The organism is Pedobacter jaeyakensis (assembly GCF_054461315.1).
This window is the reverse complement of sequence record NZ_CM136921.1, coordinates 1,046,746-1,071,284: the sequence shown is the minus strand read 5'-3', so window position 1 is coordinate 1,071,284 and position 24,539 is coordinate 1,046,746. Positions and strand designations below refer to the sequence as shown.

Annotated in this window: 23 protein-coding genes; 3 read left to right on the top strand and 20 right to left on the bottom strand. The window is 42.3% G+C overall.

What is annotated here, in order from left to right; genetic code table 11:
• Window positions 1-4 precede the first annotated feature (4 nt).
• The 19 genes from ACXZ1K_RS05010 to ACXZ1K_RS04920 all read right to left on the bottom strand — a co-directional run bounded on the left by ACXZ1K_RS05010 (window position 5) and on the right by ACXZ1K_RS04920 (window position 20,726).
• Entirely contained in the window at window positions 5-838 is an 834-nt protein-coding gene (locus ACXZ1K_RS05010) for an amidohydrolase family protein (RefSeq protein WP_458972284.1), read from the bottom strand.
• The gene (locus tag ACXZ1K_RS05005) at window positions 831-1,682 is read right to left on the bottom strand and encodes a fumarylacetoacetate hydrolase family protein (RefSeq protein WP_458972283.1); all 852 of its coding nucleotides are present in this window, start codon (window positions 1,680-1,682) and stop codon (window positions 831-833) included. The genes ACXZ1K_RS05010 and ACXZ1K_RS05005 overlap by 8 nt, the downstream gene beginning before the upstream one ends.
• Before the next feature lie 4 nt (window positions 1,683-1,686).
• Window positions 1,687-2,451, bottom strand: a complete 765-nt coding sequence (locus ACXZ1K_RS05000) for an SDR family NAD(P)-dependent oxidoreductase (RefSeq protein WP_458972282.1) — start codon at window positions 2,449-2,451, stop codon at window positions 1,687-1,689.
• 6 nt (window positions 2,452-2,457) lie between these two features.
• On the bottom strand, window positions 2,458-4,116 hold the full coding sequence (locus tag ACXZ1K_RS04995) for a UxaA family hydrolase (RefSeq protein ID WP_458972281.1): 1,659 nt from the start codon (window positions 4,114-4,116) through the stop codon (window positions 2,458-2,460).
• Complete coding sequence (locus tag ACXZ1K_RS04990; protein ID WP_458972280.1) at window positions 4,116-4,451, bottom strand: L-rhamnose mutarotase; 336 nt, start codon at window positions 4,449-4,451, stop codon at window positions 4,116-4,118. The genes ACXZ1K_RS04995 and ACXZ1K_RS04990 overlap by 1 nt, the downstream gene beginning before the upstream one ends.
• Window positions 4,452-4,460: 9 nt before the next feature.
• Entirely contained in the window at window positions 4,461-5,705 is a 1,245-nt protein-coding gene (fucP, locus tag ACXZ1K_RS04985; protein ID WP_458972279.1) for an L-fucose:H+ symporter permease, read from the bottom strand.
• Between the two features lie 124 nt (window positions 5,706-5,829).
• Window positions 5,830-7,971, bottom strand: coding sequence for an alpha-L-fucosidase (locus ACXZ1K_RS04980; RefSeq protein ID WP_458972278.1), 2,142 nt, complete (start codon window positions 7,969-7,971; stop codon window positions 5,830-5,832).
• Window positions 7,972-8,099: 128 nt separating this feature from the next.
• Window positions 8,100-8,669 (bottom strand): DUF3109 family protein, encoded by a 570-nt coding sequence (locus ACXZ1K_RS04975; protein WP_458972277.1) that lies wholly within the window; start codon window positions 8,667-8,669, stop codon window positions 8,100-8,102.
• Between the two features lies 1 nt (window position 8,670).
• Entirely contained in the window at window positions 8,671-9,447 is a 777-nt protein-coding gene (locus ACXZ1K_RS04970; RefSeq protein WP_458972276.1) for a DUF3108 domain-containing protein, read from the bottom strand.
• 29 nt (window positions 9,448-9,476) lie between these two features.
• Window positions 9,477-9,992 carry a DUF2480 family protein gene (locus tag ACXZ1K_RS04965; protein WP_458972275.1) on the bottom strand — a complete coding sequence of 172 codons (516 nt, stop codon included), beginning with the start codon at window positions 9,990-9,992 and terminating at the stop codon, window positions 9,477-9,479.
• Between the two features lie 95 nt (window positions 9,993-10,087).
• Window positions 10,088-12,175, bottom strand: a complete 2,088-nt coding sequence (locus tag ACXZ1K_RS04960; protein ID WP_458972274.1) for a peptidylprolyl isomerase — start codon at window positions 12,173-12,175, stop codon at window positions 10,088-10,090.
• A gap of 90 nt (window positions 12,176-12,265) precedes the next feature.
• Window positions 12,266-12,832: a hypothetical protein gene (locus tag ACXZ1K_RS04955; RefSeq protein ID WP_458972273.1), complete on the bottom strand. Its 567-nt coding sequence runs from the start codon at window positions 12,830-12,832 to the stop codon at window positions 12,266-12,268.
• The gene (locus ACXZ1K_RS04950) at window positions 12,832-14,157 is read right to left on the bottom strand and encodes an outer membrane protein transport protein (RefSeq protein WP_458972272.1); all 1,326 of its coding nucleotides are present in this window, start codon (window positions 14,155-14,157) and stop codon (window positions 12,832-12,834) included. Before ACXZ1K_RS04950 ends, ACXZ1K_RS04955 begins: the two co-directional genes overlap by 1 nt.
• A complete protein-coding gene (locus ACXZ1K_RS04945) occupies window positions 14,120-14,875 on the bottom strand; it encodes a type III pantothenate kinase (RefSeq protein WP_458972271.1) in 756 nt (251 codons plus the stop codon). The genes ACXZ1K_RS04950 and ACXZ1K_RS04945 overlap by 38 nt, the downstream gene beginning before the upstream one ends.
• A 75-nt stretch (window positions 14,876-14,950) precedes the next feature.
• A complete protein-coding gene (locus ACXZ1K_RS04940; protein WP_458972270.1) occupies window positions 14,951-15,928 on the bottom strand; it encodes a DUF6427 family protein in 978 nt (325 codons plus the stop codon).
• A gap of 30 nt (window positions 15,929-15,958) precedes the next feature.
• Window positions 15,959-16,945 carry a glycosyltransferase family protein gene (locus ACXZ1K_RS04935; RefSeq protein ID WP_458972269.1) on the bottom strand — a complete coding sequence of 329 codons (987 nt, stop codon included), beginning with the start codon at window positions 16,943-16,945 and terminating at the stop codon, window positions 15,959-15,961.
• A gap of 29 nt (window positions 16,946-16,974) precedes the next feature.
• Window positions 16,975-17,826, bottom strand: coding sequence for a UDP-2,3-diacylglucosamine diphosphatase (locus ACXZ1K_RS04930; protein WP_458973235.1), 852 nt, complete (start codon window positions 17,824-17,826; stop codon window positions 16,975-16,977).
• A 144-nt stretch (window positions 17,827-17,970) separates the two neighbouring features.
• Entirely contained in the window at window positions 17,971-20,460 is a 2,490-nt protein-coding gene (locus ACXZ1K_RS04925) for a hypothetical protein (protein WP_458972268.1), read from the bottom strand.
• A gap of 71 nt (window positions 20,461-20,531) precedes the next feature.
• On the bottom strand, window positions 20,532-20,726 hold the full coding sequence (locus tag ACXZ1K_RS04920; RefSeq protein ID WP_458972267.1) for a YwbE family protein: 195 nt from the start codon (window positions 20,724-20,726) through the stop codon (window positions 20,532-20,534).
• 97 nt (window positions 20,727-20,823) lie between these two features.
• Between ACXZ1K_RS04920 and ACXZ1K_RS04915 the strand changes: the two genes are divergently transcribed.
• Window positions 20,824-21,081, top strand: coding sequence for a DUF4834 family protein (locus ACXZ1K_RS04915; RefSeq protein ID WP_458972266.1), 258 nt, complete (start codon window positions 20,824-20,826; stop codon window positions 21,079-21,081).
• A gap of 15 nt (window positions 21,082-21,096) precedes the next feature.
• Here ACXZ1K_RS04915 and uvrB read toward each other — a convergent pair whose 3' ends face one another.
• On the bottom strand, window positions 21,097-23,133 hold the full coding sequence (gene uvrB / locus ACXZ1K_RS04910; protein WP_458972265.1) for an excinuclease ABC subunit UvrB: 2,037 nt from the start codon (window positions 23,131-23,133) through the stop codon (window positions 21,097-21,099).
• A 69-nt stretch (window positions 23,134-23,202) separates the two neighbouring features.
• Between uvrB and upp the strand changes: the two genes are divergently transcribed.
• Both upp and ACXZ1K_RS04900 read left to right on the top strand, forming a co-directional pair.
• Window positions 23,203-23,847 (top strand): uracil phosphoribosyltransferase, encoded by a 645-nt coding sequence (gene upp, locus ACXZ1K_RS04905; RefSeq protein ID WP_458972264.1) that lies wholly within the window; start codon window positions 23,203-23,205, stop codon window positions 23,845-23,847.
• Window positions 23,844-24,533: a YjjG family noncanonical pyrimidine nucleotidase gene (locus tag ACXZ1K_RS04900; RefSeq protein WP_458972263.1), complete on the top strand. Its 690-nt coding sequence runs from the start codon at window positions 23,844-23,846 to the stop codon at window positions 24,531-24,533. Before upp ends, ACXZ1K_RS04900 begins: the two co-directional genes overlap by 4 nt.
• Window positions 24,534-24,539: the final 6 nt, after the last annotated feature.

Below are 24,539 nucleotides of genomic sequence, written 5' to 3'. Positions count from 1 at the left end.
ATTGCTAGTTTAAGTTGTAAAATTTTACTGCATTACCGCTCCAAACAAGCTGTTGCTCATCGGTACTCAGCTTTGACATGTACTTTTCCAGAATGGCGCAGACTTCAGCATACTGGGCAGCAACTAAACATACCGGCCAGTCAGACCCAAACATTACTTTTTTTGCACCAAATGTTTCGAAAACGATGTCTAAATAGGGATGGAAATCTTCCTGTTTCCAGCTTTGCCAATTTGCTTCCGTAACCATACCGGAAACTTTGCAATACAGATTTTCAAAGCTTTTTAATGCCTCAATACCTTTTTGCCATTCGCCGATGCCATTGTCTTTGATGTTTGGTTTGGCGATGTGGTCCAGCACAAATGCTTGTTCAGGATGTGCTTTTAATAGTTCAGGTAAGTATTGTAACTGGTCCGTATAGATCAAAATGTCGTAAGTAAACCCATGCTTTTTTATTTCGGCTATTCCTGCCGAAAAATCAGGTTGTAGCATTAAAGCCCGATCCTCTTCTCCCTGAAGTATATGTCTGAAACCTTTTAATTTCTTATTCTTTTTTAATTCTGCGAGTTGCTCTGATAAGTTTTGAGCGCGCAAATCTACCCATCCAACAACGCCTTTGATAAAATCATTTTGCTCAGCAAGTTGGAGCAAGAAATTGTTTTCATCTGGCGACTGATCAGCCTGCACGGCCACACAGCCGTCAAAACCACTGCTATTCAACAATGGCGCTAAATCCGCAGGCATATAATCCCTTTTTAGCACCGCCATCTCTTCAGTGATCCAGCCATCCATATCAGGTGTATACTTCCAGAAATGCTGATGCGCATCTATCTTAAGCATAGTTTTTTAAATGCTGCTTTGAAGTGCCCAGTCCGTCAATACCCAGTTCTACCACATCTCCCTCTTTCAAATAAATCGGCGGTTTGAAACCTAGCCCTACACCTGCCGGTGTTCCGGTCGAGATCACATCTCCAGGCAATAGCGTCATAAACTGACTTACATAAGCGATCACAAAGGGTACATTAAAAATAAAGTTGGAAGTATTGCCATCCTGCATGATCTTGCCATTTACGGTAAGCCAAAGGCGAAGGTTATCTACATCGGCTATTTCATCTTTGGTTGCTAAGAACGGGCCTAATGGTGCAAAAGTATCGCAGCCTTTACCTTTGTCCCAGGTGCCGTTTCTTTCTATTTGAAACTCGCGTTCTGATACATCGTTGTGCAACACATAACCGGCTACATAGTCCATCGCGTCTGCTTCTTCCACATAGCTGGCTTTTTTACCAATTACCACAGCCAATTCTACTTCCCAGTCTGTTTTAACTGAATTCTTTGGAATGATGATGTCGTCGAACGGGCCGACTAAAGCGGTGGTCGACTTCATAAAAACCACAGGCTCTGGTGGCAATGGCGCATTAGTTTCTTTGGCATGGTCTGCATAATTTAGCCCGATACAAACAATTTTTGAAGGCCTGGCCACGGGCGATCCCAACCGGGTATCTTGAGGAATTTCTTTTAAACCACCTTCATTTTCTTTAACAAAAGCAGACAGTCTTTCCAAACCATTATCGTTAAAGAATTTTTCGTTATAATCTTCGCCAAAGGCAGAAGTATCATACCACAGATCATTGATGATAACTCCAGTTTTTTCCTGATCTGCCGATCCCCATCTTATTAATTTCATTGTGCTAGTTATTTAATTTAACAAAACCTCCGTCAACCGGATAATCGTTACCTGTTATAAAATTTGCTTCATCAGAACATAGGTATAAGGCCATGCTTGCCACTTCTTCTGGCTGACCCATCCTGCCTATTGGCTGGCTTTTAGACAATTTCTCAAAAATCTCTTTCTCTTGTCCCGCATAGTTCTTAGCAATAAAGCCGTCAACAAATGGGGTATGCACACGTGCCGGAGAAATACTATTGCACCTGATGTTATCGGCCATGTAATCCCGTGCCACGGATAATGTCATTGCCGCGATAGCGCCCTTGCTCATCGAGTACGCAAAGCGATCTGTGATGCCCACTATTGCTGCAATGGATGCCATGTTCAGGATTACACCACCGCCGTTTTTCTTCATCAATGGAATCGCTGCAAACAGGCAATTGTATGCGCCCTTTACATTCACATTAAAAACTTTGGTAAAATCTTCTTCGCTGGTGGTATCGGCCCTACCTATGTGGGCAATACCTGCGTTATTTACTAAAATATCTACTTTGCCGATGTTGTTGAATATATTCACAACAGCTTGCTGACTAGTCACATCGCAGGCGTGGATGGCCGCTTCTCCGCCAGCCTGCTCAATTTCCTTTAAACTCTCAGCCGCCGCATCTGCATTAACCTCTAGGATGTGGACTTTCGCGCCCTGCCTAGCAAACAATACTGCTATTGCGCGACCTATTCCACTGCCGGCACCGGTAACAACTGCCGTTTTTTCTTTTAAACTAAACATAACTAATTATAAGGAGACGCCTCTTTTCCATGGAATGAAGTCGTCCTGGTTTAATAAAACTGCTTTTGGAATCACCTCGCCGCTGGCTGCTTTTACACAATATTCCAATATCTCTGCGCCCATTTCAGCTATGGTTTTTTCACCCCTGATGATGGCACCTGTATCAATATCAATGATATCGCCCATCCTTGTGGCCAATGCCGTGTTGGTGGCCACTTTTATTACCGGGCAAACGGGATTCCCGGTAGGTGTACCTAGTCCGGTGGTAAAAAGGATCAGTGTTGCGCCGCTGGCCGCTTTACCTGTCGTTGCTTCTACATCATTTCCTGGTGTACAAACCAGGCTTAAGCCGTCTTTAGTAGCAGGCTCTGTATAATCCAGCACATCAACAACTGGTGATGTCCCTCCTTTTTTTGCGGCACCGGTACTTTTTATGGCATCGGTAATTAGTCCGTCTTTGATATTGCCCGGCGATGGATTCATATGAAATCCAGAACCTACGGCATGTGCTTGTGCATCATAGGCGCGCATTAGCCGAATAAATTTCTCTGCAGTAGGCTGGTCAACACACCTGTCTACAATATTCTGCTCTGCGCCGCACAGCTCTGGAAACTCTGCCAGTAACACTTTTGCGCCCAGGGCGACTAATAAGTCGGACGTGTAACCCACAGCCGGATTAGCTGATATTCCACTAAAACCATCACTACCGCCGCACTTTACACCCACCGTCAATTTGCTCAAAGGTGCAGGCGATCTTTCTATCTTGTTGATCTCCTGAAGTTCTACGAACGTCTTCAGGATCGCATCTTTGATCAATTGGTCCTCACTCTGGCTCAATTGCTGTTCAAATATCAGCACCTTCTTTTTGAAGTTTGGATTTCTTGTCGCCAGATCGTCTAAGAATTCTTGTGTCTGCAAATGCTGACAGCCCAGGCTAAGCACTGTAATACCAGCTACATTGGGATGATCTGCATAAGCCGCAAGTAAGTTGCTCAATACCGAAGCATCTTGCCTGGTTCCACCGCAACCACCCTGATGGTTTAAGAATTTGATACCATCTACATTTTTGAACACCCTATTTTTTGGCATCCCGGCGAAAGCAATTTCATCGATTTTGAAGTCGGCAATATCCTGACCGGCCTGACTGGCTTCCAGTAACTGCTCGGTAAATTGCTTGTATTTGTCAGTGACATTATAACCCAGCGTATTGTGCAGCGCCTCCTTAATCACATCCATGTTCCTGTTTTCACAAAAAACTGTAGGAATAAAAAGCCAGTAGTTTGCAGTGCCTACACGGCCATCTTCACGATGGTAACCATTAAAAGTCCTGTTGATGAAAGCAGATACATCAGGCTTATGCCATTGGTAATCTACTGCTCTGTACGCATAATCCTGAGAAGCATGGTGGACATTGGCAGTGGTCATTAGTCCACCCCTCGCAATCGGCGTGGTTGCCTTCCCCACCAAAACGCCATACATGATTACCTCATCATCAATCCCCAATGGATCGATAAAAAATTTATGCTTGGCATGTATATCGTCCTGTAATATAATAGTTTGGTTGTTCCAGGTTATTGCATCTCCCTTAAAGAGGTCCTGTAATGCAACCAACACATTATCTGCAGGGTGAATTTGTAAAAAGCTTTTTTTAAAGTTGTCTGACATCAGGCGTTCAATTCAAATATTTTATCCATAATTACCCACTTTTCGCCGGGTTTTGTACCTGGAATGGCTTGCTGGTACTTCCACATCAGCTTTTCCCATTCCTGTACCTTTTCATTAGCAGCATCCATGGCGCCTTTTTGTTCAAAGCTAAATTGGTCGCTCACTTCCATGATCATGAAAAGCCTGTTCCCAAACCTGTATATCTCCATTAAGTCTATTCCAGCACTGGTAATGCTATTCTTTATTTCCGGCCAAACAGCCTTGTGGTAGTCTATATATTCTGCAATTAACTGCGGATCTTCAACCAGACCCAGTGCCAGGCAATATCTTTTCATCTGTAAATTTTAAACTGTTTTGATCACTTTATGTCCCTTTACTGCAAACAAGAAAACAACTACGAAGCAGGTTAGTGGTACCACATAGCCGATTTGAATGTTGCTCGTTATGTCAGTAATATAACCCATTAACGGTGGTAATATTGCCCCGCCTACTATCGACATAATGATCAAACTACTACCAAATTTAGTGTCTTTTCCCAAATCCTTTATACCTAAAGAGAAGATAGTTGGGAACATAATCGACATAAAAAAAGCGATTCCTATCACTGAGAATAAGGCTACCATGCCTGTAGCGGTTATCGCAACCACACAAAGTGCGATACTCACAATGGAATAAATAGCCAGTAATATTCCCGGCTTAAAGAATCTCATCAGGAATGTGCCCAGCACCCTACCAATCAAAAACGCCAGTCCTGCTCCACCCAAATAATCTCCGGCAGTCTTCTGATCAATGCCGGCTACTTTAGTTGCATAGAGAAGAAATAAACTGAACACACATACCTGAGCGCCTACATAAAAGAATTGAGCAACGACTGCCCAACTCAAGTGCTTATGCCTGAACGCCTCCAACACTCCTCTTTTTTCACCTGTTGCTTCTTCTTGTTCTTTAATTTCAGGCAGCTTTATAAAAATGAAAATGATGGTAATTAGTAAGATGACGCCTCCCAAAATGAAATATGGCGTTTTTACTGAAGATGCTTCTGATGCCAGGGCCAGTTCCCTTGCTGAGGCGCTCATCGTACTGAGCTGTTTGTCTGACAGGCCTTCTATTAGGATCACCCTTGACCCTATAACTGGGGCCAAAGATGCTGCAAGTCCGTTAAACATTTGCGAAAAGTTGAGGCGGAAAGTAGCTGTTTCAGGAGGGCCGAGTAATGAAGCATAAGGATTAGCCGCTGTTTCTAAAATGGTTAAGCCACATGCAATAATGAATAATGCCCCGAGAAAGAAAACATACAACTGAGTGTTCGCAGCTGGAATAAACAGAAAAGATCCAACAGCAAAAAATACCAGGCCGACAATTATTCCTGCTTTATAGCCATACTTCTTTAAAATGAAACCAGCAGGTAAGGCCATCACAAAGTAGGCGATGAAAACTGCAGAGTCCACAAGCGTAGCTTGAAAAGTACTTAAACTAAATGAACGTTTTAAATGTGGTATCAGAACTGGATCAAGGTTGTGTACAAACCCCCACATAAAAAACAGTGAGGTGATCATGATAAAAGGGAATAAATAATTATTCTTCGTCATTGGTTAGTATTTGGTTACTCAAAGTAAGTGTTTTAGGCTGCTGTATATTTCGGTATATTGACCAATCGTTAAGTTATTTTGGCAGTGATTTAACATCTCCGCCATAAGGTCTGCATACTTGAACTTATTTCTCGTCTAAAACCAAACTTAGATTCGGCAATCCCAGCGTAGTATGCGGAGAAAGCGGGTTATGCAGTTTCCAGCTGATAGGATAGTATTTACCCTTTTCCATGCTTAGGGTTTTCAACTCCTTTTTATACCAAACTTGTTTTACATCGGTATCAATACTGATGTTGCTGCTCTTCTTAAAGCCATTATAGTATTTAACAATGAGCTGATTCTTCCCCTTTTTTAAATGGAGCAGGATCAGGTCCTTCATCTCTTTTACTTTGAAGGGATTGTTGTGCTCTGCCAATACCTGACCGTTTAACGATACAGTTACTGCATCTCCACTGGTGATTCCAACGATATAAGGCTGGTCTGTAGCTGAAGTAATCTCCTGCAACAAGTAAGTAGCACTGTTCCGATCCATCAATACGGTGTAGGTTTCATTATTTTTCCAGGCCGATTTAAGTTCCCAAGGTTTATTGTCGCTCCCCGGCCACGGCTTGTTCACATCCACATCCTTCAAATTTCCATGTACACCGCCCGGTCCGGAATAATAATAGCCCGACTGGTACAGTGGTCCCCAGCTGATATTGGCTTTATCAGTTGCCAATGGCGATGCATCGCCTCCGGTTAAGGAAACGGTGGTCACCTTTCCATTAATCTCTAAGTCAATGCTTTTTCCTTTCTCGTTGTCCGTAAAATAAAGTACCGGTTTAACGGATTGACTCACCGTGGGATTAATGGTCCACGATTCCATTACCGTACTCTGGTAACGGTTGCTGTAATCAATACCAGAACTGCTGTAATGTTTAAATGCATTGTGACCCGTCAATTCCAGCGAATTTCCTTTCAAGTCGATAATATTGGCGGGCGGGACTTTGTATCCATCAACAAATTCAATCATGATCACTTTGAATTCCCTTGCGATGTCAAGTGATGCCGGAACTGTAATCTTAACACCTGCTGAATTTTGACTGAACTTAGGTTTGTCCTTTTCTCCCAATACGCTTACTGATTTGATTTTACCCGTTAGTCCAGGCAAGTTGATCAGGTTATTTTCAGGCGCAGCCAAGAGATGCAAGTAAAGTTTATTAGGCCTGCTGGTTAAACTGCCCCATTTAAATGATATGTGGAACGGATCTGGGTCTGTGCCGTAGATGGCTTCTTTGTTCTTTGAGATCCATTTACCCATGGCAAGCAACACGTCCTTTTCAAATTCAACAACAGTTCCATCACCTTTTGGGCCAATATTGAGCAGGAAATTGCCACCGCGACTGGCAACCCTAATTAAACTGGTCAGTTTTTCACGGATTTTATCTTCCTCTTTACCGCGCTTTTGGAAAGAACGATAGCCCCATGTTTCATCGAAAAACGAGGCTGGCGATTGCCATGGAACGCCGATTACATAGTCAGGCTCCTGATTATCCCCCATCACATTAAAATCACCCATATCGTTCCCAATACGGCTGCCTATCATGCAATTTGGTTGTAACTTATGTACTAAGTCTCTCAAATCCTTACTCTCATTTGCATTTTGAGAGCCCATATCAAACCAGAGTTCAGATACTGGTCCATAATTGCTTAACAACTCGGTAATCTGTTTCTTATTGTATTCTACATGTTCAGGGGTAATGTAATCAGAATTGCTGCTGGATATTGGCGAAGCCTGAGGAAAATGCCAGTCAATGAGCGAGAAATAAAGACCAAACCTCAGTCCTCCTCTTTTACAGGCCTCAGACAGCTCTTTTAAAACATCTCTTTTATAAGGTGTTGCCTCAACGATGTTGAAATCCGTTGTATTGGTTTTAAACATGCAGAAACCGTCATGATGTTTGGAAGTGATCACAATAGAGCGCATTCCGGCATTTTTGGCCAGTGCAACAATAGAGTCTGGATTCCACTTTTCCGGATTAAATGTTTTTGCCACGTTTTCATAATCGTCGCTGTAAATACCGGCATGCGCCTGAATTTGCTCGCTCACGTTACGTGTTGCAGGTTTACCATTCCAAACTCCTCCAAGGACAGAATACACTCCAAAATGGATGAACATAGAATATTTTTGGTCCTGCCATTCTTTTAAGGCCTTTGGATCATGTTGCCCAAATGCCATTGCATTTACAAATATTAAAAATACTGCTAAAAGTTGTTTCTTATTCATACCCGTTCATAAATGGAGGTACCGCCAGCGGAGTATTCCGACTAACAGAAGCCAATATCAAAGAAAAACGAAATGAGGTATTCAATATTTGAAACTATTGCCAAAACAATAAGCAATTTTGGCTGATACTAAGTATTCATTTCCTGAACAGTTTCTTCCAGTTCGGAAAACCACTCGGCGCCATATTTCCGCAGGAGCGGGCCTTTTAAAAATTGGTAAACCGGCACCTTTAATTCCCTGCCGAAGGAGCATGCATCGTGGCAAATGTGCCATCTATCGTAATTCAATACTTCAAACTCCGGATATTGGGTTACCCTGATTGGGTAAAGGTGACAAGATATCGGCTTTTGCCAATCCACCAGTCCTTGTTCATAGCCCTTTTCAATGCCACATTTAGTGATTCCATTTTCGAAAGTAACGTAAGCACACTCCTTATTCCCATCTACGCATGGGGTAGTCAGGTCGCCGTCTGCATCCACTACAGAAGTTCCTTGTTCTTCAATGGCTTTGATTCCTTTGGGCTCTAGCAGATGCTTTATTTTAGGATAGATCTCTTCAAGTATAGCGGTTTCTGCAACATCCAGAGGCGCTCCGGCATCACCTTCTACGCAGCAGATTCCCTTGCATTTATTTAGGTTGCACACGAAATTCTCTGTGATAAGATCTTCGTGTACTAGTGTATTTTGTACCTCTATCATGTTACTTAACTATTGCCAATGGGTATTTCAAACCATCAGCAGATTTTATCTCCATCACTACCGATCCCACCAGGATTTCTACTTCTGCTTTTACAGGCACCCGGTTACCATCGTCGGTAATCCAAAGATACAGCCTGCTATCTTTCTTAAATATTCTTCCTGGCTTAATGGAGGGACTAAATTTAAGACATTTGATTTTACCCAATTTCGTTTTTATTACTTCTCTACCTACAAACTGAATTTCCAGCTGACTCACCTCATCACCCAAAAAGTAATTCAGTTTCACATAATCACCTGCTTTCATTTTTGAAATGTCCAGGCTCCTTGCAAAATAATAGGAAGAAACCAGATCAAAGGTTTGCTGCGTTGGTGTAGAAAAAGTTCCTTTGGTTGCCGTAACTTTTTTATCGTCCTGACTAAACCGTGCCTTGTCTTGTCTGCGGTAACTACCCTCCCTGATGTTTTCCTGATAAAAATAGGGCTTAAGATCTTTCCGATCTATATACGAGTCATAGTGGTCTCTTATCTTATAGAACACGTCGAATGTACCTGACGTTACTCCGTCAACACTCAATCTGTAAGTGGGCCTGCCATCAAATTTCAGGTCAGAGTCCAGCACTTTCAATGTACCTTCAGCGGCAGTTATGAATCCATATCGCAACTTATACTGCAATACTTCACCGGGTTGAAATACCGGTTCTTTTACGAACGGAAGTTCCTGGGCATATGAACACAAGCCTGCAAAGGTGGCGATGGTCAACAATAAAAACTTTCTCATACCCAGATTAAACAAAAAGCAATCCAACTTTAATCTTTACGTTTAAAGATGGGCACAGTTGAACATGGCTCACCGTACATAATGCTCTTAACAACAGGCGTTAACAAGCTTGTTATCTCTACATATGCAGCTACTGGCACCTCTATATCTGCACAGCCCTTAATCACCACACGTTCATCGGCAAAGGATTGCAAATCTATTTTAGCAAGTGCTTTTGTAAACAATACAGCTTCCAGGGTTTCCAGTGTACCAAATATGACTTCATTGGCGTAGGGCTTCATTTTATTGGCAAGCAGCATGTAGGCCCAGGTTGGCACGATGGCGTCGGTACTGCAGGTTATTGCCACATTCTTGCCCTGATAGGCCGACCAGTCGTGGGTTTTGATAAACTCCCTGAAATCCTTCTCCCTCAGCATCAAGCCGTGAAACAGGTTGTCCTTAATATCGTAAACTAGCCGTTCTCCTTTATCAAAATAATCTTCCAGATTAAGGGTAACCAAACCACTGGTGGCTACTTTATTGACAAAATTTTCCTGAATTTCCATAGCTTAAAAATCTATAACAAAAAAAATGCAAACGCCCTGAAGCAAAAAACCGGAAGTAGTATGTACTTCCGGTTGCAAAATTACGTAAAATAAGACTAATAGAATTTCACCCTATTGTCTTTTATATCGCTTTTATCCTGTAATGCCTGGAAAGCTGACCCTAACGAACGCTGAGCGCTCATTTGCATCATGGCTTCCTTTTGCTTGTAGGTGTTCGCTAACGGTGCAGGATTTGCAAAACCGTCTACAACAAAGGCGTAAACGCCACCTTCGCCGATGACTGATTTGGACAACTTTCCCGGTTGCGAGCCAAATACGGTCCCAACAAGTTTGTTTTCTTGTGCAGCTCCAGGGATCACTGGATTAGCGAGCACCATATTTTGTACAGGTAATACACTCTTTCCAATTTTCTGAGCTACCTGATTAAGATTTCCTGAACCAGCTAATGCTTTGTCCATTTTCTCTTTTAACATTTTACCTTTCACAGCGATGCGAACCATAGGCTCAATTTCTTTCTTAACCAAATCAAGGGAAAGCGGCCCTTTCGGACGAACATCCGTTAAGTGTGCAACCACAAATGCGTTGTCCATCTGGTAAACCTGATCAAGTGTTTCACCTTTCTTAGCTTCGTAAGCATCACGAATTAGTTGGCGAGGGTTATCTAAACCTGGTGCATAACCTTGTGTAGGCGTAATCTTGTCAGCAACGGCAATGGTGTATCCGCTCTTTTGCGCAATAGCTGCAAAATCACCATCCTTTACCTGATTCAAAAACGTGCTTGCTTTCTTGTAAGCTGCATCTTTAGTCTTGTTACTTGCAGTGAGGTTCTTTTCGATGTAGGCCAATTTAACCACTTTGGATGAACCAATTTGCTTTTCAATTTTAAGTAAGTGAACACCAAACTGAGAAGTCACAACTTTCAAATCACCAGCACTGCCGTTAAATGCTGCATTTTCAAATTCAGCAACCATTTGTCCGCGGGCAAATGTACCTAACTCACCACCTTTATCTTTAGATCCGTCAGTACTGTATTGTAAAGCCAGGGACGCAAAGCTCGCTCCCTTTTGAACCAAAGCTTTCAATGAATCTGCCATTTTCACAGCTTTATCTACACCACCCAACTGAGCCGGGTTAAGCAGAATGTGACTTGCTTTTACAGAATCTGGTGAAAAACGAGTATCGATAACCTTTACCAGTTTATAAGAGTTCCCTGAAAATTTAGGGCCGTAAAATGAACCTGCAGGCAGATTGAACACTACTGAATCAACAGCTGCGTCCAACTTTCCTTTAGTCAAATAGGTATAAGGTACTTTTACATCAGAATTAACTGCAGCAAACAAAGAATCATTTGTTGAAGTTTTAAAATCACCTGCTAACTTATCTATTTGAGTTTTAACAGCAGCAGTATCTTCTTTAGTAGGGTTTACGCTGAAGGATACATATTGTAAAGAACGCGTTTCTGTTGGGTTTTCAAAACGCTTTTTGTTGTTATCATAGTACTCTGAATAATCTGCATCTGTAGGCTTAATGGTTGCATCAGGTACAGCTGCATAATCTAAAGCTACATATTTAAAGTTCGCAATCTTGTTGCGGTTCATGTATTCATCGTTAGCTTCCAGGGTGGAAACATACATAGAGTTATTAATTAGCTTTGCGTATTTCTGTTGTAAAGCCTGTCTTTCAATCTCAGCTTCCAAAGCCTGTAATTGAGGCCTTACTTTAGCATCCTTATAACCTTGTTTAAAGGTGTTTAGAACTTGTGCCCTATCAACCTGTCCGGTTTGCGGGTTTCCGAAGTACTGTACAATAAGCGGACTTGGTTTTGGTCCCTGGATCAAGTCAGATAATTCATCAGATGATACAGTTAAACCTAAACGGCTATATTCTTTGCCCAATAGTACGTTTGCTACTTCTCCCTGCCATACGTTATCAACTGCCATCGCCTGCATTTGCGCATTACCAGAACCACCATATTGTTGTTTGAACTGAGCAACACTCTGCTCTACTTTCGGACCAAATTGATCTATATTAATTTCCTCACCATCAATTGTTCCAACTACTTTTTGAGAAGCGGCCCAGAATGGTTTACCCACGTTAATTGCATCACCAACTAAAAATGCAACAATTGCAAAACCTATGGCCCCAATTAGGATGTAGCCTGCGCGATTTCGCAAAAATGTCATTAACCCCATAATATTATCTTTATTAATTTTTTTTAAGAGGGCGCAAGATACAACTTTTGAGAAAAAAAGTAAATTTATTACAAAACATATTTACTGCCCGTAATTATCAGGCACATAGACCTGCCCGGTACCATTGTCCCACGTTATTGTGTTGAAGTCTTCCGTAGCACTAAAGTTTACTGCAGTAAGCACCGTACCATCGGGCTTTGTGATTACGCCTTTTGGAGAAAAGAATTTCTTTTTTGTTTGGTCCCAAACCAGTTCTTCCGTATTATAGGTCAGTTTCTCATTGATTACCACGACATTCCGCTGGAAGGTAGCCGTTTTCTCCACATCCTTCATAATCGCGTAATCTGATGTAATGGAGCCCTTGATCGTTGCCTCCGGATTCAGAAAATTGATTTTAACCCCCTTACTCATTTCCTGGTAACTGGCACCAGTCATAGGCACCACCTTAACCAACATAGGCGCGAAGAACTGAGCCTTTACTTTAGCCGAATCACTATAGGTGATGTTTACGTCCCGGGTAGTATCGCTGCTCAGGTTGATCTTTCCGTTAAGTTTGGTGGCCGACTTCAAATCATCTTCCCCGCAGGAGTTCAGCATTTGAAGCATGCAAAGTACAATAACGTAATATATTATACTTTGTGGCTTCATTAATCTAACTTAAATCTTCTAAACCACCTGTCGTTCAACGTAAAGCCCAAGTGTATTTTCAAGTAGTTCTCTTCGATATTGCCATTTGTAACCGAACCCATTTTACCAAGTTCCGCAGTAATGTTCATTTTATAGAAAGAAGTCCTTACCACGTTTGGCGCTAAAGGAAGACCAAGCCCGAAGGAAATACCCATTTGCTTAACATCATCTCCATTTGCCAGCTTGATATAGCTTTTATCATAACTCACTCCAAAGCGATAATCTACGCGTTTAAAGTAATTACCAATTGAAGTAATGTCCGGTGTAATCTGCCCACCTAAGGATACACCCCAGCTGTCTTGCAAGTTCTGTTGATTAGTAGTTGCCCCATCCAGACTGTATTTTGACCATTTACCTGTTCTAAAATCTGCACCAACCATCCATTTATCATCTTTCTGTATGGATACGCCAAAGTTATGGATTAATGGAAGTTTTAATTTGGCAGAATTGTTCTCTGTGTTCGCAACGGTATCAAATGCAGCCTTTTCTACACCACCCTCTTTTAAGTACTGCGTAATCACCTGTGTTTTGTTGGAACTGATGGTCGACGAAGAAGATCCTGAGTAACCTAAAGTGATCCGACTCTTCGTTGTTAACGGAATTTCATATTGCGCACCGTAAGAAAAACTGATTCCACCTACGCTGTTTTTGTTTTGTATCCTGGAATTGATAGCCGGACTGGTCTCTAACTCTGTAGAAACCGTTTCCATTAAATTCCCGAACAGGTACTCCACATTTCCGCCGATTCTAAAATGATCACCAATTTGCTGACCAAGACCGATATAAGCCTTTGTAAGCCCTCCCTCTCCCGAGTGCGGATAATTGACAGTGTTGGTGTCTATTTTTGCAGTAGTATTAAATTTGTAGCCCAGTTCTGTATAAGGTAAAATCCCAAAGCTCATCCCTGTTTTTCCCCTAACGATCGGAAAAGCCAGTGCAATGTGGCTTAGGGTAGAGTTAAAGCTCTTTTCAGTTACGCCTGACTGCTTTAGCTGGGTAAATGTTCCGGTTGCCGCAATATCTATCGTGGCTAAATTGATACCAGAATAGGTCGCCGGATTTTGCAAATTGATCAGGTTGTCTATCCCAGGTCTGAAAACACCAGTAGAAATTCCACCCATTGCCCTAAGTTGTGGAAGCAAGGAGCCTTTAAAATTGCCGATACCATAACCGGAGTAAGGCGACTGTGAGGTAACCTGGGCATCAACAGAAATACTGGTAAGCAATATCAATATTGCTGCTATATATTTAATCTTTTTGTACATATTCAAATGCAATAACTTCATTTAATCCTTTTAAAACCAAGTAGGGATCGTGTATAATTTGAGGCGCAAAGATGCTGTTTTTTAATTGCTCTAACAAAAAAGTAGCATCTCCACCGGTTATTAACACTTTTAATCCTGTATTTTTTACTGTCTGCAGGCTGATATTGTGGCTAACTTCGCCAGCAACACCCTGCAAAACGCCATTTTTAATGGCAGTAATCGTATCAACACCTTCTGGTATGCTCAAGTCTTTTTTATCCCAGTTTACATTTGGCAAACGCTTGGTATAATAACTTAATGCGGAAAACCTCATTCCTATTCCCGGACTTATGCTTCCACCAAAGTACTCCGCATGGCTATTGATCAGATCGTAAGTGATGCAAGTTCCTGCATCTATGATGAAACAATTCTTTTCCGGATAATAGGCACTGGCTGCAATCACCTTTGCCCATCTGTCCAATCCAAGGGTTTTCGGTGTTTTGTAATGGTTTTTTACCGCTGAAGCTGACGATGTCGAGAAGGGATGATACGTTGTTTTAGTCTTGAGCAATTCTATCAATTCCTCATGCTGATCGGCTACGCTGGATACAACTGAATTCTTGACCTGGTACTTGTTGATCAATTCGCTCAGCACCGCAGGAAAAACAGGCCCAGAACCCTGATAATGAACAAGCTCCCTGCCGTTAAAAATAGCGAGCTTATGATTTGTATTACCAATATCAATAACAAGGTTATGCATTAACAACGCCTGAGTCCATAGTCACAAAGCTATTAATCTTTAATTGGTTTGAAGGATCAGATTTGTTAAAAATAGTTAAACAAACAAAAAGTACTGAATGGCAAATACCAGGATCAGGAATAAGCTTTCATAGAACCAGCGCTTTCTTGCATTGGAGAAGTAATACGCCAAAAGCACGGAGCCAGGGGGCACGCAAAGCAAGAAATGATAAACACTAAAGTCTGGCTTCGTATAAAAACTAAGTATACTGATGATAAACATGAAAAAAAGCATTTGAAATGCCTTTCTCGTACTGATAAAACTCCTAAAGAAGTTCTCTCTTAGCTGTAGTGATGCCAGGATGATCATTAAGGCTACCGGAATGAGCACCAGGTAATCGTTGTAGTTGATTTTAAAAACTGATGGAAACTTGTTGCCCAGCGGAAGCCAAATTTTATAGAACTGCGAGAGACTATCGTTCCAGTAATAGTAAACCCCAACAAAAAAGAAGATAATCAGAAAGCCAACCAGTCCGGACACCCACTCTCGCCAGTTAAATGAGCGGTATAGCAATAATGACAGCCACAACATGCTCAGCATGACAATGAATGGGAAGTAAATCAGGGTGCCGATAGCAATAAGCATCCCGATATCAAACATGATCATAATCGCCGTAGGCGACTTCCCGATTTTCAGGAACTTGTCCATAATCAGGATCAGGAGGAAATTACAGATCAGGGTCGGACTAAGTATCAAAAAGGGCATAAATAAACTGGCCGAAGTAACATACAACAAGGCAGGCAGGTATCCAGGTTTATTGAGCAGGGAGTGGTTATTAACTATCCGGTTAAAAAGTATTGCCTGCACCAATATCAATATACCAGCCAATGTGACGTTTGCCATTGGAGATATACTGCTAACCGGAATAGCGATCAGGAATTTAGCATATGATTCCAGAAACTCAAATTGCAATACAGCCGGTAAATCTGCGTAGATCGCGATGCGCATAAAAAAGGTATACGCAAACAGAATAAGCAGGTTTAACGGATTTAATGTTCTGAATTGATTGATCATGCCAGTGTACTAACGGCAAAGTAAAGCAAATTATCTGGCAAACCGCTTTACAACCTGATCAATTACTTGCGCAGTTTCGTCTGGAAAATAAAACCGGTGTTCCTGAGGATTTTCAACCCAGTTTTTAATAATTGGCAACCAGTTCTTATTGCTCCCCCATATCACAGGCAAGCCGAATTGCTTTAAGGCATAGGCATTACATTGTTGCTCATATTGAAATTTCATCGGAACTACCAGTAACTTCTTACCCAAATAAAGGGCCTCTGCAGGTCCTTCAAACCCTCCGCCTGTTAACAATCCGGCACAAGATGCCAGGCTGGTGTTAAATTTTAAATTGTCAATCTTAAAGACCTTTACATCTCCCGATTCGTAATCAGCCGGACAGTGCTTGGAGAAAACTTCCCACTGCACATTCGGTATCGCATTTAAAATTGGGACCAGGGATTTATCATCTATCGCCGGCAGGTAAACAGTGTAATGCCCCGCATCCGAAATGACCATATCCCTAATCTCCTTACGGATTACGGGTGTATGGATAAAATCGTCATAACGGTCAAAATGAAAACCTAAATAATGTGTTGCGGGTGCGTAGTACTTCATCACCAGCTGGGCCCAATCTATACTCTTTGGCTTAGGTACTTTTGGCGATTGAAAGGAGGCTTGGTGACTAAGTCCGACGCTTTCAATACCTTGTGTTTTACAGGCCCAGGCTGTTACGGGTTCAAAATCATTCAAAATAAGGTTATAGTCCTTTAGCGGTATATTCCTCATGTCTTTGATAAACCTTGGCAAATTCATGGTTTTCCAGGTTTCCAGATGGTTCACCCCACCCTTTTTACCAAAAATAAAGCTGAAACCATGTAGTTGAAACTTGATGTCTTGCGAAAGCTTTACATCAGCCTGTGTACCGCTAATTAATAAATCCACATCTCCATATTGCTGTAACAAGGGCACAATTTCTCTGGCACGACTCACATGCCCGTTCCCGGTGCCTTGAATGGAATATAGAATTTTCATTGGGATCGAATATCTGCAAATTTTGTGCTTTACACAATTTCTAATTTTATCTTTTGCAGAAGTGTGCCGATATCTAATTTGCTATGAAGGTCGTCGCCATCAGAAAGTACCCCTTCTTCTACTTCGTCCTTTTCAAAATCTTTGTGGTTGTATTTAAAGATATTCCAGTTTTTATCATTGTATTCCAAGGCGGTAAGATTTTCCACCCAGTCGCCACTGTTCAAATAAGTTACCGCGCCTTCTTCAACTTCAATTTTACGCATTTCAGGCTGATGGATGTGTCCGCAAACTACGTATTCATAACCACTTTCTACGGCCAGTTCCGCGGCGGTATTTTCAAACTTATTGATAAACTTAACTGCATCTTTAAATCTGGCTTTGATCTTTTTTGAAAAGCTCATTTTTTCACGACCAATCAAGGTAAGGAGCCAATTAACCATACTGTTGATCAAAATCAGGGTATCATAACCAACTGCACCAAGCTTTGCCAGCCACTTGGAATGTTGCATGGTAACGTCAAAGATATCGCCATGAAAAAACCAGGCCTTTTTACCATCCAGTTCCAGAATTAATTTATTTTGCAGATGAAAGGCCCCCATATGAATATCTGAAAACTTTCTTAGCAATTCATCATGGTTTCCTGTCAAATAGTACACAGGAACCCCTTCTACTACAAACTTCATCAGTTTACGAACTACCTTCATGTGAGTTTCCGGCCAGTATCTTTTGCTGAATTGCCAGATGTCAATGATGTCACCATTCAGCACCACCATTTTTGGCTTAATGCTTTTCAGGTATTTCAAAAGTTCCTTGGCGTGGCAGCCGTAAGTGCCCAAATGAACATCAGAGATCACCACAATTTCTACCTCTCTTTTAGACATCATCTTCCTCCATTGTCAGTTCAAACGGGCCGAAGAAAAATACCAGAATGGCAATTAGGCAAACGAGTAAGAATAGTTCAGCCATGACGTACAGTTTATTTTACAAAACTGCAAAGCATAGATTAACAAGTCATTAAGCCATTGTTATGCTTTCAAACCAGCAACCTTGTTCTTCCTTTCACTGTAGAATGCAAAGCCAAGAGCAGCCAGTAAAAGGATAGTTCCTACCAAAGAAATCTTTTCGCCCAGGTAATAAGATACAGGTTCAAACTTAAACTCTACTTTATGATTTCCTGCTTCCAGCTCCGCAGCGCGAAGTACGTAATCTGCTCTGAAATAAGGCTTTTCTACTCCATCCACATACATATTCCAGCCTTTATCGTAATAGATCTCAGAAAACACGGCAATAATATTGCGCGGAGCGCTATAAGAATACACCATGTGATCTGGATGATAACTGTCCAGTTTGATAAAGGCTGTAGGATCTGCACCAACATTTTTACCGGTAATCAGGCTTTTGTAACGCTGATCAACAATGGCCTCAGCTTTAGGATCAAAACTGCTGATGGCCTTCATCTCTTCATCGCTATCCTTTACATATTGCACACGTTGTACAATCCATGCATTCCCGGCTGCAGTATTGTTACGGTTCATGGTGTAAGAACCGGTCTGCGGGTTCTGCGTAATGATATAACGGGTGTTCAGCATATCCAGCACATCCTGATTTACACTCTTAGTCAATTGATTTTCAATTAACTCCTGGTAGCGCTTTAACTTGGCAGCATGGTATCCACCAATCGTTTTGTGAAATTGTGAAGTGCTGGCGTCCTGAAAAGTATTAACACTTAGATCAAGCACCCTAAAATCGGGATCCTTATCAGAAAGAATTGCATTATCAACTTCCCTGGGCTGAAAATGGTTGGCCAGGTCGCTTTTGCTCGCAAAATTACTGTTGTTCAAATACCGTCTGTCTACCTGCCACATGTCTATCAATACCGCGAGGCCTAATAAGATCACCGCAGCCTGCATATTGATCTTCTTGGTAATCAATGCCCAAACTAAAGCATAACCTATGGCAATAAATAATACAGAACGCAAAGCGTCGGCTCTGGCAAGATCCGCACGGTCAGCTACCAGTGAAGCCAGTATACTCTGTGCAACTCCGGCATTATTTTGAAGCATTTGTGTTAGGGCTTGTAGCATTTGCTGGTGGTTAGCCGTTGTAAAGCTGAAAAACGCGGTAGGCATGATGGCAACAAGTAAAGCAAAACCACCTGTAATTCCACCGGCAATCGTCAATTTCTTGACCAACGTTTTTTGATCATAAGCACCGTCTTGGGCCTCTTTTATCGCTAAAAATGCAAGTAATGGAACCATCAATCCCACCATAGCCAATATAGATTCTACAGCCCTGAACTTATTGTACATCGGGAAGTAAGTAAAGAATAAATCGGAAACCACCGGAAAGTTCTTCCCGAAAGACAAGAGCATAAATAGCACAGTAGTACCTAATATCCACCACTTTATCCTGCTTCTCACCACCAGTAAACCGAAAACAAACAGGAAACAAACGATAGCACCGAAATAATACGGACCGGAAGTTCCCGGTTTTTCACCCCAGTATTGTTGCATTCCCAGTTGCCCGGCCAGTTGCTGTATTGCTCCGGTTGGATCACCTCCAGTAACGCCCTGAAGCGTTTTGTAGGTATGGCTTTCTGGATTAACCAATGCATCTATACTGGTTGCACCACCATACAAATTCGGTATCAGGAAGGTGAAACTTTCTCCGACACCCTGGCTCCAACCATAGGCAGATTCTTTAGAGAGTCCATCAGCTTCTTCCGGCGCACCGGTAGTCAGGTTTGATTTTCCCCTGTTTGATTCTTTTCCATATTCGTAGGTAGTCCACAATTTGCCGGCATTCACCATAAATGATAAGATCATAGCCACCGCAAGGAAGGCTAGCGCCTTTCCAAACTCCTGTATTTTTTTGGATTTAACGGCATGATAAACCTCTATCCCAATAAAGATCAGCAATGCGATCATGAGGTAGTAGGTCATCTGTATGTGGTTGGCCCTGATCTCCAATGCCAGGAATAGTGCAGTTAAGCTGCCCCCTAGCCAATACCGGCCACGAAGTGTCAGGATTACACCGGCGATGATAGGCGCACAAAAAGCAATTGCAAAAGCTTTGTTGCTATGGCCGGCGGCAATGATGATAAAATTATATGAGGTAAATGCAAAGGCTATGGCACCTGCAGCTGCAAGCCAGGGATTTATTCGCAATACGCAAAACAACAGGTATGCCCCTAATAGGTACAAGAGTACTACACCTACCGGATCTGGAAATATCGCTGTGATCAGATTGATCACATACGTGGCTCCATTGTATGGATGCTGTACCCAAATTTGGTAAGCTGGCATCCCGCCAAACATTTGGTTGGTCCACAAAGGGCCTTTCCCATCTTTTTCCTTATAGTCTATGATCTCTTTAGCAGTAGCTTTTGCCTGCAATACATCGCTTTGAGCAGGCGCTTTGCCTTGTAGCACCGGACTGAAATACACGAAACAGATCACAACAAAGAATCCGATAATGGCAAGGTGGATGCCGTTCGCTTTTAACCAATTATTCATTAAGGTTTGTTTAAATATTAAATAGCCCCAAACTTATATAAAATTGGTTTAATAAAAAAGCAGGAAGTGTCCTACTCCAATATCACTGCTACCCGGCCAACCTGCCCATCTTCCAGCATCACTTTTATTCCTCTGGAGTGATATGGGGCAGAAGTTAATAATTTTGCCACAGTGCCTTGGGTTAACTTCCCGCTTCGCTGGTCTTTTTTAAGGATGACCTCAACTTCCAGTCCCGGATAAATGTCTTTTCTGTTTTTTCCGTCCATTTCGCAAATGTAATCCAACTGCCATAATCTTTTCGTATTTGTAATAATTAAAATCCCTAACCGTCTATATTTGTAGTTAAAGACTAAAGTCATCAGTATGGCACTATTAAAATTTATACTTATTACCTTTTTGGTACTCTATATCATCCGCGTAATTTTGCGTCTCATTTTTCCAGTGATGTTAACAAACATGTTTGGCAAAATGCAACAGCAAGCGCAGCAAAACCAACAAAAGCGACAAGGTTACGATAAAGGCCAACGCGAGGGCGATATTTCTATAGACTATATGCCTCCTCAGCCTAAAGGAAATGCCGATAAACTGGGTGATTTTGTAGATTACGAAGAAATCAAGTAATATCCGAGGTAGCTTTTATTTAAAACGCTCTTCAAATACCTTTTCCATCGCAAACATCTCATCACGCAACCGGGCTGCCAGCAAGAAATCCATATCTTTTGCTGCCTTTGCCATGTCTTTTCTTGTTTTGTCTATAGACTTTTGCATTTCCGGCTTGGTCATGTACTGTACGATAGGATCGGCAGCCATACTGACCTCGTCTACCTCAATATAAGGCTTGGCCCGCTTGTTTTCTCCCGAAGAGAAGTCTAACACCGACGTTTGCTCGATAATGGCTTCCCGGCTCTTACCCACAGTCTTAGGTGTGATGCCATGCTCCAGGTTATAAGCAATTTGTCGCTCCCGGCGCCTGTTGGTTTCATCAATCGTTTTCTCCATAGATTCTGTAACGCTATCAGCATACATGATCACATGCCCCCTATCGTTTCTTGCTGCCCTGCCAATGGTCTGTATCAATGATCGCTCTGAACGCAGAAAGCCTTCTTTATCGGCATCCAAAATGGCAACCAAGGAAACCTCTGGCAAATCCAGTCCTTCTCTTAACAGGTTGATCCCTATTAACACATCAAATTCTCCCAGTCTCAGTCCCCTCAATATTTCTACACGTTCCAGTGTTTTCACTTCAGAGTGGATGTAGCGGCACTTGATATTTAACCTGTCCATGTATTTGGTCAGCTCTTCGGCCATTCTTTTGGTTAAGGTGGTTACCAGAACGCGGTCGCCCATTTTTATCGTTTTGTCAATTTCATCCAGCAGGTCATCCACCTGGTTTATCGCCGGCCTGACTTCAATTAAAGGATCAAGTAATCCCGTTGGCCTGATCACCTGTTCGATCACAATACCTTCTGATTTTTGTAACTCATAATCGGCCGGGGTAGCACTCACATAAATGGTCTGTGGCGCCAGGCGCTCAAATTCCTCAAAATTCAATGGCCGGTTGTCCAGCGCCGATGGTAAACGGAAACCATACTCTACCAGCGACATCTTTCTGGACCTGTCACCACCGTACATCGCCCTGATCTGTGGTACAGTAACATGACTTTCGTCAATCACCATCAGGTAATCATCCGGAAAATAATCCAGCAAGCAGAAAGGCCGCATACCTGGCTGTCTTCCATCAAAAAACCTGGAATAGTTTTCAATTCCTGAGCAATAGCCCAGCTCTTTCATCATCTCGATATCGAAATTCACCCTCTCTTCCAGTCGCTTCGCTTCCAACAATTGCCTGTCGCCAATCAATTGGTTTTTGCGAATTTCGAGCTCTTCCTGGATGCCCCATATAGACGAATTAAAGCGGTCCTTAGGTGTCACAAAAAGATTTGCCGGATAAATGGCCATGTCTTCCAGCTTCTCCAGCGTTTTACCGGTTACCGGGTCAATGGCACTCAACTCTTCTACATCATCCCCAAAGAACGAAACGCGGTACGCAACATCCAGATAAGCGGGAAATATATCAACGGTATCTCCTTTAACACGGAATGTTCCGCGCTTAAAATCATTGGTGGTGCGGGCATATAAAATTTCCACCAGGCTGTGCAAAAACGAATTCCTGGAAATGCGTGTCCCAACGGAAAAACGAAATACCGAACGGGAAAAATCTTCCGGATTTCCCATACCGTAAATACAGGAAATAGAAGAAACGACAATCACGTCACGTCTGCCCGACATCAATGCTGAAGTGGTGCGTAACCTGAGCTTTTCTATCTCTTCATTGATGCTTAAATCCTTTTCTATATAAGTATTGGTACTGGGCATAAATGCCTCAGGTTGATAATAGTCGTAATAGGAGACAAAGTAATTCACGGCATTCTCCGGAAAAAACTGTTTAAACTCTCCATATAATTGTGCAGCCAGCGTTTTATTATGGCTTAAGATCAAAGTTGGCTTCTGCGTTTGTTCAATTACATTGGCCACCGTAAAGGTTTTACCAGAGCCGGTAACCCCTAACAGCGTTTGGTAATGCTCTTCTGCATTTACACCTTGTACCAACTGCTGGATGGCATTCGGCTGATCACCGGTGGGTTTATAATCTGAGACGATTTTGAACTTCATAGTATTCAAATTTAATCAAAAAATACAGGATTTATTACCAATTGCAGGTCATAAAAGCTATATTTAGATATGGTATTCGATCTTAGTAAAACAAATTCTATCGCAAATGTTTTTGTCGCCGAACTCAGAGATGAACTGATTCAAAAGGATGCCATGCGTTTTAGAAGGAACATGGAGCGACTGGGCGAATATTTTGCCTATGAGATCAGTAAAACCCTCCCTTACACCCAAACAGAAACGCAAACCCCTTTGGGAACGGCAGCTACTGTGCAATTGGCCCGGCAACCTGTACTGGCGACCATACTACGGGCTGGCTTAACTTTACATCAGGGGATGCTAAATGTTTTTGACCGTGCAGATTCGGCCTTTATCGCTGCGTACCGCAGAAACCATAAGAGCGGCAGTTTTGAAATTCAAATAGAATACATCTCGGCGCCGGACCTCAGCGATCGGATTGTCATCATGGCCGATCCCATGCTGGCGACAGGCATGAGTATGGTACTTTGCTGCAAAGAATTGGTAGGCAAATACAACATAAAAGAACTGCACATCGTATCGGCCATTGCCAGCACGGAAGGAGTACGTCACCTCAGGGCAAATTTCCCAAAGGCAAAGCTATGGTTAGGTGCAATTGATGAAGAAATGACAAGTAAGGCTTATATTGTTCCCGGATTAGGCGATGCAGGAGACCTCGCCTACGGATCTAAGCTATGATTAAACACCTATTTTTTGACCTCGACCATACCATTTGGGATTTCGATAAAAACGCACAGGAAACCCTGCAGGAACTTTACAGCGAATATAAACTGGATGAACTCGGCTGCGCTTCTGCACATCAGTTCATTACCCTCTACACAGAGAACAATCATTCTTTATGGAGAGAATACCACCTCGGCAACATCACTAAGGAAACCTTAAGGGCAGAGCGGTTTCACCGTACTTTTGTACAGCTGGGTATTGCTCCCGAAAAGGTGCCTCATCAGTTTGAGGAGGATTATGTCAGGATCACGCCAACCAAAACCAACCTCTTTTCAGGTTCTGAAAAAGTACTGGGCTACCTGCAAAAGAAATATACCCTGCACATCATTTCAAATGGCTTTAAGGAATCTACCTTAATGAAGATGTCGGTATCCAACCTCAATCCCTATTTTTCTAATGTCATCATCTCTGAAGATGTGGGTGTGAACAAGCCCAACAAGGCCATATTTGCCTACGCGCTGGATAAAGCAGGAGCGGCAAAGGAAGAAAGCATCATGATTGGGGATAGCATAGAGGCAGACATTAGGGGTGCCCAGGATTTCGGGATGAAAGCCATTTATTTTAACCCCATGAATTTGGAGAAACCTCAGGATGTGGACTGGCAAATTAATCATCTGGAAGAACTGTTGCAGCATTTTTAGCTTTTA

Excerpts from the sequence above, each read along its gene's own strand:
- ACXZ1K_RS05010 (WP_458972284.1), bottom strand. The coding sequence starts at position 838 with ATGCTTAAGATAGATGCGCATCAGCATTTCTGGAAGTATACACCTGAT.
- ACXZ1K_RS05005 (WP_458972283.1), bottom strand. The coding sequence starts at position 1,682 with ATGAAATTAATAAGATGGGGATCGGCAGATCAGGAAAAAACTGGAGTT.
- ACXZ1K_RS05000 (WP_458972282.1), bottom strand. The coding sequence starts at position 2,451 with ATGTTTAGTTTAAAAGAAAAAACGGCAGTTGTTACCGGTGCCGGCAGT.
- ACXZ1K_RS04995 (WP_458972281.1), bottom strand. The coding sequence starts at position 4,116 with ATGTCAGACAACTTTAAAAAAAGCTTTTTACAAATTCACCCTGCAGAT.
- ACXZ1K_RS04990 (WP_458972280.1), bottom strand. The coding sequence starts at position 4,451 with ATGAAAAGATATTGCCTGGCACTGGGTCTGGTTGAAGATCCGCAGTTA.
- fucP (WP_458972279.1), bottom strand. The coding sequence starts at position 5,705 with ATGACGAAGAATAATTATTTATTCCCTTTTATCATGATCACCTCACTG.
- ACXZ1K_RS04980 (WP_458972278.1), bottom strand. The coding sequence starts at position 7,971 with ATGAATAAGAAACAACTTTTAGCAGTATTTTTAATATTTGTAAATGCA.
- ACXZ1K_RS04975 (WP_458972277.1), bottom strand. The coding sequence starts at position 8,669 with ATGATAGAGGTACAAAATACACTAGTACACGAAGATCTTATCACAGAG.
- ACXZ1K_RS04970 (WP_458972276.1), bottom strand. The coding sequence starts at position 9,447 with ATGAGAAAGTTTTTATTGTTGACCATCGCCACCTTTGCAGGCTTGTGT.
- ACXZ1K_RS04965 (WP_458972275.1), bottom strand. The coding sequence starts at position 9,992 with ATGGAAATTCAGGAAAATTTTGTCAATAAAGTAGCCACCAGTGGTTTG.
- ACXZ1K_RS04960 (WP_458972274.1), bottom strand. The coding sequence starts at position 12,175 with ATGACATTTTTGCGAAATCGCGCAGGCTACATCCTAATTGGGGCCATA.
- ACXZ1K_RS04955 (WP_458972273.1), bottom strand. The coding sequence starts at position 12,832 with ATGAAGCCACAAAGTATAATATATTACGTTATTGTACTTTGCATGCTT.
- ACXZ1K_RS04950 (WP_458972272.1), bottom strand. The coding sequence starts at position 14,157 with ATGAAGTTATTGCATTTGAATATGTACAAAAAGATTAAATATATAGCA.
- ACXZ1K_RS04945 (WP_458972271.1), bottom strand. The coding sequence starts at position 14,875 with ATGCATAACCTTGTTATTGATATTGGTAATACAAATCATAAGCTCGCT.
- ACXZ1K_RS04940 (WP_458972270.1), bottom strand. The coding sequence starts at position 15,928 with ATGATCAATCAATTCAGAACATTAAATCCGTTAAACCTGCTTATTCTG.
- ACXZ1K_RS04935 (WP_458972269.1), bottom strand. The coding sequence starts at position 16,945 with ATGAAAATTCTATATTCCATTCAAGGCACCGGGAACGGGCATGTGAGT.
- ACXZ1K_RS04930 (WP_458973235.1), bottom strand. The coding sequence starts at position 17,826 with ATGTCTAAAAGAGAGGTAGAAATTGTGGTGATCTCTGATGTTCATTTG.
- ACXZ1K_RS04925 (WP_458972268.1), bottom strand. The coding sequence starts at position 20,460 with ATGAATAATTGGTTAAAAGCGAACGGCATCCACCTTGCCATTATCGGA.
- ACXZ1K_RS04920 (WP_458972267.1), bottom strand. The coding sequence starts at position 20,726 with ATGGACGGAAAAAACAGAAAAGACATTTATCCGGGACTGGAAGTTGAG.
- ACXZ1K_RS04915 (WP_458972266.1), top strand. The coding sequence starts at position 20,824 with ATGGCACTATTAAAATTTATACTTATTACCTTTTTGGTACTCTATATC.
- uvrB (WP_458972265.1), bottom strand. The coding sequence starts at position 23,133 with ATGAAGTTCAAAATCGTCTCAGATTATAAACCCACCGGTGATCAGCCG.
- upp (WP_458972264.1), top strand. The coding sequence starts at position 23,203 with ATGGTATTCGATCTTAGTAAAACAAATTCTATCGCAAATGTTTTTGTC.
- ACXZ1K_RS04900 (WP_458972263.1), top strand. The coding sequence starts at position 23,844 with ATGATTAAACACCTATTTTTTGACCTCGACCATACCATTTGGGATTTC.